The sequence below is a fragment of the Leucobacter sp. OLIS6 genome, from assembly GCF_002752355.1.
Lineage (GTDB): Bacteria > Actinomycetota > Actinomycetes > Actinomycetales > Microbacteriaceae > Leucobacter.
This window is the reverse complement of record NZ_MRAV01000008.1, coordinates 218,668-232,325: the sequence shown is the minus strand read 5'-3', so window position 1 is coordinate 232,325 and position 13,658 is coordinate 218,668. Positions and strand designations below refer to the sequence as shown.

The following is a 13,658-nucleotide window of genomic DNA, read 5'->3' as shown; positions in this document are numbered from 1 at the left end:
ACATGGCGAAGACGACATTGAGCAACGCGACCGACACGGGGCACATCCACGTCGGCAAGGGCCTCAACGAGGGCACCCTCGGCGTGGTCGGCTCCACGATCATCGGTCTGTCCTCGACCGCTCCCCTCTACTCCCTCGCCGCGACCCTCGGCTACGTCATCGTCGCCGTCGGCGCGCAGGCCCCGCTCGTCTTCGTCGTGGCCTGCATCCCGATGGTCTTCGCGGCGTTCGCCTACCAGGAGCTGAACCGCGAGGCGCCCGACTGCGGCACCACCTTCGTCTGGGGCGCCAAGGCCTTCGGCCCGAAGACCGGCTGGATCGGCGGTTGGGCGGTGGCCGTGGCGGGCGTCATGGTCATGGCGAACGTCGGCGAGATCACCGGCCGCTACTTCTGGTACCTGCTCGGGAACGAGGAGTTCGCGAACAACCAGACGATCGTCGTGATCACCTCGGTCGTGTTCATCGCGCTCATGGTCGGCATCAGCATGCTCGGCGTGCAGATCGGCGACCGCATGCAGATGGTGCTCATGGTCGTCCAGATGGGCGCACTGCTGCTCTTCGGCGTCCTCGCGCTCGTGAACGCGCTGAACGGCAGCAACCCCGACTCCATCGCATTCGACTGGAACTGGTTCAACCCGGCGGAGCTCACCAACTGGCACGGATTCATGCAGGCCGTGCTGCTCGCACTCTTCATCTACTGGGGCTGGGACACCTGCCTGGCGCTCAACGAGGAGACGAAGAACCCGCGCAAGACCCCCGGGCGCGCGGCGATCTCGAGCATCGTCGTGCTCATCTTCGTCTACGTCGGCGTCTCGATCGCGGTCATGATGTTCGCGGGCTTCGGCGACACCGGTTTCGGCCTCACCAACGAGTCCAACCTCGACGACGTCTTCACCGTGCTCCGCGACGTGCTCTTCGGGCCGTGGGGCTGGTTCCTGATCCTCGCCGTCATGGTCTCAGCCGCGTCGTCGACGCAGACCACGATCCTCCCGACCGCGCGCGGCACCCTCTCGATGGCGGTCTACCGGGCGCTCCCCGCGAAGTTCGCGGAGGTGCACCCGAAGCTCAAGACCCCGTGGTTCTCGACGCTCATGATGGGCATCGCCTCGATCGTCTACTACGTCGTCATGTCGATCGTGTCGACCGACATGCTCGCCGATTCGCTCAGCTCGATGGGCCTCGCGATCGCGCTCTACTACGCGATCACGTCGTTCGCCTGCGTCTGGTACTTCCGCAGCACGCTGAAGGAGAGCGCCCGCAACCTCTGGATGCGCGGCATCTTCCCCCTGCTCGGCGGCCTCATGCTCGCCTACGCGCTGGTGCAGTCGGCCATCGACATGTGGGACGTCGACTACGGGTACACCGTGCTGTTCGGTGTGGGCGGCGCCTTCGTGATCGGCGTCGGCTCGATCGTGCTCGGGTTCATCCTCATGGGGCTGTGGGCGCTGCGGCCCGGCTCGAAGCCGTACTTCCGCGGCGAGAGCCTCAACCGCGACACCCCGATCCTCGTCCCCGACGAGTAGGCCGGTAACTCAGCGGTCGGCGACCCTCGCGAACCGACCGCCGTCGCGCACGAGCACCTGGGCGACACCGTCGATCACCCCCTCGAACCGGATCCGCTCGGGCAGCCTCGGGTCCGAGCCGACCCGGAACGACCGCGCGCCCTCACCCTGGAGCGCCACGAGCGGCACGTCCTCGGTCGGGGCCTCGACTCCGGCATAGGCCCGCAGCACGAGACGCCCTCCGTCGTCCCGGCCGACCTCGAGGTGCGGCACCCAGGGGCTGTAGCTCCGGTAGGTACCGGCGACGCCGTCCGTGCTCGCGGGGTCGAGGTCGAGCGGCGCGCGGGGCGCATGCAGGGCCCCGATCGGATCCGCGCCGCCAGGCGCGGCATCCGCACCCGCCGCCGCCGCGTGGCATTCGCGCGCCAGCAGTTCGGCGTACGGACGCTCCCCCGGCCCGCTCAGCAGCACCGCGACCGAGATGCCGGCTTCCGGGTGGGCGACGAGGAACGCGCCGTAACCGACCATGCCGCCGCCGTGGGTGAGGACCGTTCCACGAGCGGTCGGCTCCGCGTTGATCCCGAAGCCGTAGCGATCCCCCGGCGCGGGCAGGTGCGGACCGACGTCGAGCACGCCCTCGCCGCTCGGCGCCGACGGTGCGGCGGCGACGGCGACGGCCTCGGGCAGCCAGGGCGCGGAGGCCGCGAACGATCCGGGATCCGTGAGCGCCCGAGCGAATCGCAGCAGTTCGTCGGCCGTAGCGACGACGTTGCCGTCGGCTCCCGCCGGCTCGAGCCACGGCGCCTCGGCGATCCCGTCGGCCGGGCTCCAGGGCGCGTCGTCCCGGAGCGGCACGGTTCCCCGGCAGAGCTCGCCGCGCCGGGCTCCGGTGAGGTTCGTCACCGCTCCGTCGATACCGAGCGGTTCGAGCACGAGCCGCTGCGCGATCTCGGGGTAGGGCAGCCCGCAGGCGGCCTCGAGCGCCAGACCGAGCACGACGTACCCGATGTTGCTGTAGTGGAAGAACGCGCCGGGCCGGCTGCCGGCGACGGTCTCGCCGAGCGCCAGGGCCTGCGCCCGGTCGCCGGGCAGCGCGTCGCTCCCGGCGATCCAGCCGGCGGTGTGGCCGAGCAGGTGCCGCAGGCTCGGTTCGCCGGCGCCGACCGGCAGCTCCAGCCACGGCAGGAGCGCGCGCACCGGCGCGTCGAGGTCGATCCGTCCCTCGACCGCCAGCCGGGCCGCGGCGAGCCCGGCGACGCTCTTCGAGATCGATCCGATCTCGAGGCGGGCGTCGAGCGGCATCGGGGACCCGCCGGGGCCCGCCGTGCCGAACGCCGCCGCGCACTGCGCCTCCGGGGTCCGGAGCGCGATCGTTCCACCGGCGACGGGGGCGCGGAGCAGCAGCTCCTCCCCCCGGGCGAGCGCCGCTTCGAGTCCTCGCTCGAGGCCGTTCATCGACCCGCTCCCGCCACGCGCTCCCGCTCACGCAGGATCGCGCGCTCCTGCCGGGCCGCCAACCCTCGCCAGAGCTCCCCGCGCTCGGGCCGCGGTTCGAACCGGCGGAGATCGCCGTGGCCGCGGGAAGCGGGGTCGAAGCCGCAGGTCGACGCGACGAGATCCGCCGCTCCGAGCGCCGAGTGGTCGGTTTCGATCAGGTCGGCTTCGACGGCTCGACCGCAGGCGTCCGCGAGGTCCTGCAGCAGCACCGGCGACCGCGCCGAACCCCCGGCGACGAGGAGCCTGCCGTCGGCGGGCGGATCGATCACCGCGATGCAGCGGCGGGCTTCGAGCACGATCCCCGTCAGGAGTCCGCGCATGAGCTGACCGCGGGTGCTGCCCAGCGTGAGGCCGGCGAAGCCGCCGAAGAGCCCCGGCTCCCAGAGCGCTCCCTGCTCCCCCGGACCGAGGTACGGCAGGACCTCGGGCGCTTCGGCGGGATGCACCGATCCGGCTTCCGCGAGCAGCGCCTCCACCGACGACGCGCCCGTGAGGCCGGCGAGCCAGGCGAACGCGGACCCCGTCGCCACGAGATCCATCTCCCAGCCGAATCCGCCGTCGGCGAGCGGGGTCACGAGCGAGCGCCCGCCGGGATCCGCCTCGGGGCCCGTCCGGGTTCCCAGGATCACGGTGCTCGTACCCGAGATGATCGCGACGTCGCGCCCCGGTCGCGCTCCGAGCGCGACGGCGCCGAGCACCGAATCGGCGGCGCCGAGCGCGACCGGGATCCCGCTCGGCGCCCCGACGAGCCGGGCGACCCCTTCGACGAGCCCCCGCGTCTCGGTCGCCGGACGCACCTCCGGCAGCTCCGGCCAATCGCCCGAGGCGTGCGCGCCGTCCGCGACGGCGCTCACGCCCGAGCCCACCGCGGTGCTCGGGTCGGTGAGGAGGTGCCCGGTGAGGCGCGCGAACACGTAATCCTTCGCTCCGGCGATCCGCGAGATGCGGCGGGCCGCCTCGGGGTCGCGCCGCACGATGCGGCGGTACATCGGCACCAGGTAGCGGGCGTCCAGGTGCTGCCCGGTGCGGGCGTAGGCTGCGGCCTCGGGATGGCGCTCCGCGAGCTCGCACGCATCGGCTTCCGCGCGGATGTCCTCCCAGACGACCGCCGGCCCGACGGGCTCCCCCGCGTCGTCGAGGCAGACGAGCGTCGGCAGCATGGCCGACAGTCCGATCCCGATCCACTCCTGCGCGGACGTCGACTGCGCGAGCTCGCCGAGCGCCCCGACCACCGCGGCCATCCAGTCGCCCGGGGCCTGCTCGGCCGCTCCGGGTTCCGGCCGCGATGTGGGGTACGGCCGGCGCACGCGGGCGAGCACGCGCCCGGTCGCCACCTCGACCGCGAGCGCCTTCGCGCTCGACGTGCCGAGATCGAGGCCGATCGCGATCGGCCGTTCGTGCGCCATGCCGTCTGCTCCCCGTCGTCTCACGCCTTCGCGAACTCCCGAGCGAGCACGCGCATGGCGCCGGAGGCGGCCTCGAGCGTGTCGTCGATGTCACGATCATCATGCACCAGCGAGACGAACAGGTTCTCGAACTGCAGCGGGTGGAACAGCACGCCGCGCACGATCATCTCCTCGTACCAGCGGGTGAATACGCCCTCGCGGGTGTGCGCGACCGCGTCTCGCCAGTTCTTGATGGGCCCGTCGGCGAACCACAGCTGGAACACGGTGCCGAGACCCGTCACGTAGGCATCGATGCCGTTGTCGTCGGCGATCGATTCGAGGCCTCGCGCGAGGCGCTCGCCGAGCGCGCGCTGGCGCTCGTACAGGCCGGGCTGGGCGATGACGTCCATCGTCGCCGACACCGCCGCGCACTGCACGACATTGGCGTTGTAGGTGCCCGAGTGCGAGTAGGTGCCGTCGGCGATGAGGCGCATGGCCTCCTTCGTTCCGCCGATCGCCGCGACGGGGAAGCCGCCGCCGATGCCCTTCGCGTAGGTGGTGAGGTCGGGGATCACCCCGTAGTACTCGTGAGCGCCACCACGGGCGATGCGGAAGCCGGTGATGACCTCGTCGAAGATGAGCATCGCGCCGTACTTCTGCGTCTCGGAACGCAGCAGTTCGAGATAGCCGGGCTCCGGCAGGATGCAGCCGGTGTTGAGCACTGCGGGCTCGGTGATGACGGCCGCGATCTCCTCGCCACGCTCCGCCATGAGCTTGACGAAGCTCTCCGCATCGTTCCAGGTGAGCACGACGAGCGTGCTCTCGAGCTCCGCGGGCACGCCGAGGCCCATCGCCACGGGGCGCGGATGGTCGGCGGGACCCGCCTGATCGAGGTCGACGTGGTTCGACCAGTACACGCTGTCCTGCCAGCCGTGGTAGAGCCCCTCGAAGCGCACGATGATGCGGCGGCCGGTGGTCGCGCGGGCGATGCGCACCGCTTGGCCCACGGCTTCGGAGCCCGAGTTCGCGAAACGGACCTGCTCGACGCCGGGCACGGTCGCGACGACCTTCTCGGAGGCCTCGATCTCGAGCTCGTACGGCAGGCCGAAGCTGGTGCCGTACTCGGTGATGGCCCGGGTCACGGCTTCGGTGACGTCGGGGTGGCGGTGCCCGAGGATGTCGGGGCCGAGCCCGAGCAGGTAGTCCACGTACTCGTTGCCGTCGACGTCGGTGATGCGCGAACCGAGCCCCTGCTCCATGAACAGCGGGTAGGGGTTCCACCCGTTGCGCGGCAGCCGCGCGGTGCTGCCCGCGCCGCCCGGGATGGTGAGCTTGGCCCGTTCGAAGAGCTCGCGGGAGCGCGGGGTTCGGTCGGAGAACGCCGAAGCGAAGGTGAGGTCCATGTCGATGCCTTTCACGGGGAGGGACGAGTCGTCGGTTCCGGACGCGATCAACTTATCATACTAAGTATGCTTTGGCGAGGAAGCGGGTCATCTCCGATGCGCGACGCCGTCGTGAGCGAGCAGCTCCGCGAGCATCAGCACGCCGGTCCCGGTCGGCCCCTCACCGAAACCCGCGATCGGGAACTCCAGGTAGGCGGTACCGCCGATGTCGAGGTGCGCCCACGGGCGCGCGCCCGCGAACCGTGCGAGATAGGCCGCCGCGTGCCGCCCCGTATCGGGACGGTCGAGCGGGGCGTTCCGCGAATCGGCCACCCGAGATTCCAGCGCCTGATCCTCCCCGTAGGGCAGCGGCAGGATCCAGGCCGGATCCGCGGCCCGCTCGCCCGCGGCGACCACGCGCGCCGCGAATTCGTCGTCGTTCGACCAGATCCCGGTCCGCCGCAGCCCCGCGCCGCCGTCGGTCAGCGTACCCACGTCGACGAGGGAGTCGTACCCGGCCTCCCGCAACCAGGAGAGGCCGTCCGCCAGCACGAGCCTGCCCTCGCAATCGGTGTCGACGATCTCGGTCGTCTCCCCGCCCGGATGACGCACGACATCGCCCGGACGGGCCGAGGTACCCGAAACCGCGTTGTCGCACAGCGGAAGGATCGCTTCGATCGTCGGACCGGAACCCGCTCCGCGCTCGTCCGCCGCGAGCCGGATCGCGGCGGCGACGGTCGCCGCCGCGGCCATGTCCGACTTCATCCACGACATCTCGCCGGCGTCCCGCTTGAGGTTGAGTCCGCCGGAGTCGAACGCGATGCCCTTGCCGACGAGGCCTATGGACGGGAGCCCGGGATCCCCCGGCACCTTCAGGTGCGCGACCAGGGGCGGCCGGGAGCTGCCGCCGCCCACGGCCAGCACCGCGCCGAAGTCGCCCCTGCCGAGCCGCACCGCGTCCCAGACCTCCACCTCGACCGCGGCGTTCTCGCCGCAGTACTCGGTGATCCGCTGCGCCAGTTCGGCGGGGCCCAGCAGGTTCGGCGGGAGTTCGACGAGCTCGCGGACCCAGCGGATCGCATCGGCCCGGCGCCTCCAGTCGTTCGGCACCGGCTCGCCGGCAGCGAAGACCGGCTCGGGTGCGACGCGCTCGGGTGATCCCGGACGCTGCTCGCCGATCCGGACCCCTCGCCAGAGCGCTTCGTCGAGCACGGGATCTCCGCACTCCCACCAGATGCGGGCGGGCGATCCATCGGCGACCTCGGCCGCCAACCCGCCGAGCGCCAGCCCCGAGGCCCACGCGCGGGAGGCGACCGACGGGGCGCCCGGCCCCCGTTGCGGCGATTCGGCGCGGACCCCGATCACGAGATGCGGGCCATCGGGACCGGGCACGACCGCTCGGGCGTGCTCGGCCTCGCCCTTCGCCGCGGAGAGCCAGTCGGTGATGCTCGCGGGCTCCGCGCCGAGCGCGGCGGCGAGCGCGTCGAGGCCGGCCGCCGCCGGTTCGTTCAGGGGGTCGGTCCGCTCGGGATCCGGGAGGACGACGAGTTCGATCTGCACGGTTCAGCCTTCCGTCCGGTGCACCTGGATGAGCGTCCGAGTCGACAGGTTGTTGATCGAGCCGACGAGGGGCGAGAGCACGAAGCCCGTCCATGCCGGGTCGTGCGCCTCGATCACCTTGGGATAGGTGAGCACCACGTAGGGACGGTCGTCGAACAGGATCCGCTGCATGCGGTCGATCGTCGCACGTCGGGCCGCGGGATCGATCTGCGTGCCCTGCAGCGCGTACAGCCGGTCGTACTCGGGGTTGCAGTAGCCGCTGTCGGAGTTGTGCCCGCGAGAGGCGCAGGTGAGCGTGCTGAGCAGGAAGTCGGGGTCGACGGGCGGGGTCCAGTTCCACATCGCGAAGTCGTAGTCGAGGTACTCGTTGTCGGGCCCGTTGATGGCGTCGGTCGCGGCGTCGGGATCCATCTTGCGCTGCACGAGACGGATCCCGATGTCCTCGAAACCGCGCTGGATCGTCTGGAACGCGCGATCCCCGGATCCGTTCTCCTCCGTGGGGAACACGAGCTCGTAGTCCATGCGCGAGCCGTTCGCGACGCGGATCCCGTCGGAACCCTTCGCGTATCCGAGGCCGTCGAGGATCGCATTGGCCTTCGCGGTGTCGTAGGGCAGGCCCGTGATCGCGGGGTCGTGGTACCCGGAGGCCGGCGACAGCACGGTGGATCCGGGCTGCGCGTAGCCGAGCCAGGTCTGGTCGACGATCTCGGTGCGGTCGATCGCGTACTCGAGCGCCTTGCGCACCTCGGGGTCCAGGAGCTCGCGGTGCTTCGGCTTCTTCGGGTTGGTGTTGATGATGAGGTTCTTGATCGTGACGCTCGGTCCGATCTCGACGGTCATGCCGGCGCGCTTCAGGGTCTTGACGGCCGTCGGCGGCGTCATCTGGCCGATCATGTCGAGCTGGTGGCTCTTCAGCGCGGTCACCATGGCGTCGTCGTTCGCGAAGAACTGGAATCCGAAGCCGTCGATCCTGGGCTTCTCGCCCCACCATTCCGGGTTCCGCGAGAACAGCATGATCTGGTCCTTGCGGTAGGTGTCGAGCATGAAGGGCCCGCCCGAGACGAGCGGCGCGGCGTTCTCGTACGAGGTGATGCGCATGCCGTCCCCCGTCGCGAGCGGCTCCCAGATGTGCTTGGGCAGGATGTGCAGGGCCTGCATCTGCGTGAGCACGTTGCCCACGGGCGAGGCGTAGTGGAGCACCACGGTGTTGGCATCTGGGGCCTCGGCACGCTCGAGGTGCGCGACCCAGCCCGAGAGGATGCCGGTGGGGCCGTCCTTGTAGCGCAGGATCATGTTGGCGGTGAAGGCGACGTCCTCGGCCGTCAGCGGCTTCCCGTCGGACCACTTCGCATCGGGCACCGTGCGGAAGGTCCAGGTCCTGCCGTCGGCCGAGGTCTCCCAGCTGCGGGCGAAGGACGGCACGATCCGCAGCTGCTCGTCGTACTCGGTGAGGTGCGGGTAGATGTACTGGAACAGCACGCTCGAGTAGTCGGAGTCGGCGACGAACGGGTTGAGCGAATCGACGAGCGAGGTGGTGCCGACTCGCAGCACGTTGCGGCTCGCGCTGTTCCCGGTGCATCCCGTCAGCGCCAGAGCAGCGGCGACCAGCACCGCGCCGATCGCCAGCAGACGTCTTCTCAGATTCATGGTTCCCCTGCTTCTCATCGTCGAGGGAGGTGGCAACACGGAAGAAATTGCAACTTCACTTATCTTAGTAGACTGAGCATACTAGGTGACAAGACTTCGCGATCGGATTCTCGATCGCACAGCCCCCTCGAGGAAGAGAGGCGAGATGCACCGCAGGAGATACGTCTGGCGGCGAACGATCTTCGCGATCGTGACCGTGTTCGTGGCCGTGACCCTCAACTTCGTGCTGTTCCGCGTGCTGCCCGGTTCCGCGGTGACCCGCATCTCGCGCGTCCCGAACGCCTCGCCCGAGCTGAAGCAGGCGCTGACCCGCGAGTTCGGTCTCGACCGGCCGATGTGGGAGCAGTACCTGCTCTACCTCAAGGGGCTCTTCACCGGGAACCTCGGGGTCTCGTACGCGAATCGGCAGCCCGTGACCGCGAACCTCGCCGACGCCTTCGCCAACACGCTCCCCCTCGTGCTCACCGGCACGGTGATCGCGCTCGCCATCGGGATCCTGCTCGGAATCCTGAGCGCGGTGCGGCGCGGCAGCCCGTTCGACCACGTCATGACCAACGTGTCGGTCGCGTTCTACGCGTTCCCCACCCAGTTCCTCGGCATGATGCTGCTCATCGCCTTCGCCGGGCTGCTGCCCTCCGCCGGCATGAGCGACCCGTTCGCCGAACTCGCGACCCCGTGGGAGCAGTTCGTCGACCGCGGTGCGCACCTCGTGCTCCCCGTCGCGACGCTCGCGCTCACGCTCTACGCCGAGAACCTGCTCATCATGCGTTCCTCGGTGCTCGAGACCCTCGGCGAGGACTACATCCTCACCGCGCGGGCGAAGGGGCTCTCCCGCGGCCGGATCATCCGCGCCTACGCGGTGCGCAACGCGATGCTGCCCACGGTGACGATGATCGCGCTCGCGCTCGGCAGCGTCGTGAGCGGCGCGATCCTCATCGAGGTCATCTTCTCCTGGCCCGGCATCGGACGCGCGCTCTACGAAGCCGTGCTCCACCGCGACTACCCGATGCTCCAGGGCGGCTTCCTCGTCATCACGATCACGGTCGTGGTCTTCAACTACCTCGCCGACCTCGCCTACGCGTGGCTCGATCCGCGAGTCTCGGACTAGAAGGGCCAGGGCATCACCATGACGCATCCGGGAACCACCCTCGTCTCGCTCCCCCGGGGGCGACGCCCCAGGAACCGCCGCAGGGGCGCGTTCGGGCGCGCGATCCGCGAACCGGGCGCCATCATCGGCCTCGCCGTGATCCTCGCCTTCCTGCTCCTGTCGATCTTCGCGCCGCTCCTCACGCCGTACTCGAGCCGCGAGGTCAGCTGCGGAGTCTTCGAAGCACCCAGCGCGGCGCACTGGTTCGGCTGCGACGACGGCGGCGTCGACGTGCTGAGCCTCGTGCTCGAGGGCGGCCGCATCTCGATGTTCGTCGGGTTCGCGGCAGCCGCGATCTCGATCCTCATCGGGGCGACGGTCGGCATCCTCTCGGGCTACTTCGGCGGCTGGGTCGACACCGTGCTCATGCGCATCACCGACTACTTCCTCGTGATCCCGCAGATCGTGCTCATGATCGTCGTCGCGGCGGTCTGGGGGCCGAGCCTCGACCACGTGATCATCGTGATCGGCGCGCTGATGTGGACGAGCACCGCCCGCATCGTGCGCTCCCAGGTCAAGAGTCTGCGCGAACGCACCTACGTGCGGCGGGTCGAGGCCATCGGCGCCGGGCACCTCCGCATCGTGCTCCGGCACATCCTGCCCCAGCTCGGCCCGCTGCTCGCGGCGAGCGCCGTGCTCGCCGTCACCGTCGCGATCTTCAACGAGACCGCCCTCGCGTTCCTCGGCCTCTCCGATCCGAACGCGATCACCTGGGGCACGATCATGGAGCGCGCGTTCAACCGCGCGGCCGTCTCGACCGGCGCGTGGTGGGCGATCGTGCCGGCCGGCGTCGCCGTCGCCCTGCTCATCGTCGGCTGCTATCTGCTGGGCCGAGCGATCGAGGACGCGCTCAACCCCCGCCTGCGCGTCTCCCACCTCGGGCTGCGCACCTGGGCGCTGCGGCAGGGCGCCCAGGACGATCTCGAACGCGCCGCCGCACCGGCGCCGCGGAAGCGAAGCGCGGGCGAGGATCCCGCCGCCGGAACTGAGGAGCGACGATGACCCCCACCCCGACGGACGCGGCACGGCCCGCGCTCGAGATCCGCGACCTCCGGATCTGGTTCCGGACCGACGACGGTGCCGAGAACGAGACGGTCAAGGGGCTCTCGCTGAGCCTCGCCCCCGGTGAGCGCCTGGGGCTCGTCGGCGAATCCGGGTGCGGCAAGACGACGACCATCCTCGCCGCGCTCGGCCTGCTGCCCGCGAACGCGACCGTCTCGGGGCACGTGCTGCTCGACGGCGTCGACATCATCGCCGGCGGCGACCGCACCGTCCGTCCGCACCGATGGACCGATATCGCGATGGTGTTCCAGGGAGCGATGAGCGCGTTCAACCCCGTGCACACCGTCGGGTGGCAGATCCTCGAAGCGCTCCGCGTGCATCGTCGCTCCGTCGGCACCGAGGACGCCCGGGTGCGCGAACTGCTGAACCTCGTCGGCCTCCCCGAAGGCACCGAGCGCCGCTTCCCCCACGAGCTCTCGGGCGGCATGAAGCAGCGCGCGGTGATCGCGATGGCGCTCGCCTGCGAGCCGAAGGTGCTGCTCGCCGACGAGCCGACGACGGCGCTCGACGTCGTGGTGCAGGACCAGATCCTGCGATTGCTGGTGGAGCTCTCCGAACGCCTCGGGCTCGCGCTGATCCTCGTGACCCACGACCTCGGGGTGGTCGCGCAGAGCTGCACCCGAGCCGCCGTCATGCGCGACGGCGAGATCCTCGAAGAGGGAACGGTCGAACAGCTCTATCGCGCGCCCGCGCACCCCTACACGCGCACGCTCTTCGAATCGACGCCCGATATCGCCCAGGTGACGGCGAAGCCGATCCCCGATCCCGCGCCCGTACTGCTCGCCGTCGAGAACCTCTCGGTCGAGTACTCGGGTCGGGGCGGGACGCGGCGGGCGGTGTCCGACGTGTCGTTCGAGGTCGCCGAGGGCGAGCTCGTCGCGCTCGTCGGCCAGTCCGGCTGCGGCAAGACGACGACCCTGCAGGCGATCATGGGCATGCTGCCCGGCGCGACCGGCTCGGTCTCGGTCGACGGCGCTCCGGCGCTCGGGATCCGCCGCGCGGAACGGCGGCGCCTTCGCGAACGCGTGCAGATGATCTTCCAGGACCCGTACGAGTCGCTCGACGTGCGCTTCACCGTCGCCGACACCATCGAGGAACCGCTGCTCGTGTTCCGCGTGTGCCGCGACCGCGCCGAACGCCGGGAACGGGCGCTCGCAGCGCTCGAAGCGGTCGGGCTCTCCCCCGCCGAACAGTTCATCGACCGGTACCCGCACCAGCTGTCCGGCGGCCAGCGGCAGCGCGTGGCGATCGCAGCCGGACTGGTGCTGCGGCCCGCCCTGCTGCTCGCCGACGAGCCGGTGAGCATGCTCGACGTGTCGGTGCGCACCGGAGTGCTGCGGCTGCTCGCGGAGCTGAAGGAGCGGGAGCGGATGGGGATCCTGATGATCACCCACGACCTCTCGACCGCGGCCGAGTACGCCGACCGGATCATCGTGATGCGCGACGGCGGGATCGTCGAATCGGGGACCCCCGACGAGGTCGTGCACCGACCGCGGGACCCCTACACACGACTGCTCATCGACAGCATTCCGAGCCCCGATCCCGCCCGGGCGGCCTGAGACGGGCGGCGAGCGCCGGGTGTCGGGTTGCGGTTCAGTCGGCGCTCGGCGCGCCGAACGGGCGCACGTCCCAGCGACCGGCTCCGGTCGGAGGCGGCAGCAGGCGCGGCCCGCGCTTGCCCGAGACGTAGAAGACGAAATCGTCGGCCCGGTAGGTCTGCAGGTAGGAGTCGAACGGCACGTCGTCGTCGGAGTAGCTCACACCGCGCACCCGCATGACCGTATCGTCGGCTCCGATGCCCAGCTGCTCGCGCTCCCACGCGGTCGGCCGGTCCACCTGGAAGAACTGCTCGGCGTAGGCCTCGGTGATCCCCGCACGCTCCTCGATGAGGCCGTAGAGGGACTCGCCCGCCGCGAGCCGATCCTCGTCGAGCGCGGGCGCCAGACTGAGCGGGATCGTGGCGAGCTCGGCGACCGCGCGCACCCCGCCGCGGGAGCGCACGCGCGCGATCTCCCACACCGGCTGTCCGCTCTCGATGCCGAGCGCGCGTACATGGTCCGGACCGGGGAGCCCGACCGCGATCCCGACCAGCTCGGTGCTGAACTCGACGGGCGAGATGCCGTCCGAGATCGTGCCGAGCAGTGTGCCCGGCGACCCGGGCTGGCTCACCAGCCGCCGCTGCGCGACGAAGGTGCCGACGCCCTGATGCCGGACGATGATGCCGTCGTGCGCGAGCTCGTCGAGCGCGCGGCGCACCGAGATCACGCTGACCTCGGCCATCGCCGACAGCTCCGCGGTGCTGGGCAGCTTCGCGCCCGCCTCGAGCCCCTGGTCGGCGATCAGTCCCGTCACCAGATCGTAGACGCGCTGATAGCGCAGTTCGCGCCCCGCTCGGGGCGCCCCGTCCTGGTTCACCGGCACCGCGTGCATCCTCTCGCTTGACATGATCAGTATGTCTGCTGCCGCGAGAGTAGCA

At 70.6% G+C, this 13,658-nt stretch carries 10 protein-coding genes; 4 read left to right on the top strand and 6 right to left on the bottom strand.

The window, feature by feature from the left end:
* The first annotated feature begins 2 nt into the window (after positions 1 to 2).
* Positions 3 to 1,523, top strand: a complete 1,521-nt coding sequence (locus tag BMH31_RS04350; protein ID WP_099724285.1) for an APC family permease — start codon at positions 3 to 5, stop codon at positions 1,521 to 1,523.
* Between the two features lie 9 nt (positions 1,524 to 1,532).
* On the opposite strand, the gene BMH31_RS04345 is transcribed toward BMH31_RS04350, so the two are convergent.
* Genes BMH31_RS04345 through BMH31_RS04325 form a run of 5 tightly spaced genes read right to left on the bottom strand, consistent with a single transcriptional unit; the run spans position 1,533 to position 8,973 of the window.
* Entirely contained in the window at positions 1,533 to 2,957 is a 1,425-nt protein-coding gene (locus BMH31_RS04345) for a serine hydrolase domain-containing protein (RefSeq protein WP_099724286.1), read from the bottom strand.
* A complete protein-coding gene (locus BMH31_RS04340) occupies positions 2,954 to 4,405 on the bottom strand; it encodes an FGGY-family carbohydrate kinase (protein ID WP_099724287.1) in 1,452 nt (483 codons plus the stop codon). Before BMH31_RS04340 ends, BMH31_RS04345 begins: the two co-directional genes overlap by 4 nt.
* A gap of 20 nt (positions 4,406 to 4,425) precedes the next feature.
* A complete protein-coding gene (locus BMH31_RS04335) occupies positions 4,426 to 5,838 on the bottom strand; it encodes a glutamate-1-semialdehyde 2,1-aminomutase (RefSeq protein WP_241898126.1) in 1,413 nt (470 codons plus the stop codon).
* A 36-nt stretch (positions 5,839 to 5,874) separates the two neighbouring features.
* A complete protein-coding gene (locus BMH31_RS04330) occupies positions 5,875 to 7,326 on the bottom strand; it encodes a M17 family metallopeptidase (RefSeq protein ID WP_099724288.1) in 1,452 nt (483 codons plus the stop codon).
* A 3-nt stretch (positions 7,327 to 7,329) separates the two neighbouring features.
* Positions 7,330 to 8,973, bottom strand: coding sequence for an ABC transporter substrate-binding protein (locus tag BMH31_RS04325; protein WP_158234949.1), 1,644 nt, complete (start codon positions 8,971 to 8,973; stop codon positions 7,330 to 7,332).
* A gap of 145 nt (positions 8,974 to 9,118) precedes the next feature.
* On the opposite strand from BMH31_RS04325, the gene BMH31_RS04320 reads away from it, so the two are divergent.
* The 3 genes from BMH31_RS04320 to BMH31_RS04310 are packed head-to-tail and all read left to right on the top strand — an operon-like array spanning position 9,119 to position 12,741.
* Positions 9,119 to 10,081 (top strand): ABC transporter permease, encoded by a 963-nt coding sequence (locus tag BMH31_RS04320; protein ID WP_046454603.1) that lies wholly within the window; start codon positions 9,119 to 9,121, stop codon positions 10,079 to 10,081.
* Between the two features lie 18 nt (positions 10,082 to 10,099).
* Entirely contained in the window at positions 10,100 to 11,122 is a 1,023-nt protein-coding gene (locus BMH31_RS04315; protein WP_099724290.1) for an ABC transporter permease, read from the top strand.
* Complete coding sequence (locus BMH31_RS04310; protein ID WP_099724291.1) at positions 11,119 to 12,741, top strand: ABC transporter ATP-binding protein; 1,623 nt, start codon at positions 11,119 to 11,121, stop codon at positions 12,739 to 12,741. The genes BMH31_RS04315 and BMH31_RS04310 overlap by 4 nt, the downstream gene beginning before the upstream one ends.
* A 34-nt stretch (positions 12,742 to 12,775) precedes the next feature.
* Here BMH31_RS04310 and BMH31_RS04305 read toward each other — a convergent pair whose 3' ends face one another.
* Positions 12,776 to 13,627 carry a GntR family transcriptional regulator gene (locus tag BMH31_RS04305; RefSeq protein ID WP_099724292.1) on the bottom strand — a complete coding sequence of 284 codons (852 nt, stop codon included), beginning with the start codon at positions 13,625 to 13,627 and terminating at the stop codon, positions 12,776 to 12,778.
* Between the last annotated feature and the right edge of the window lie 31 nt (positions 13,628 to 13,658).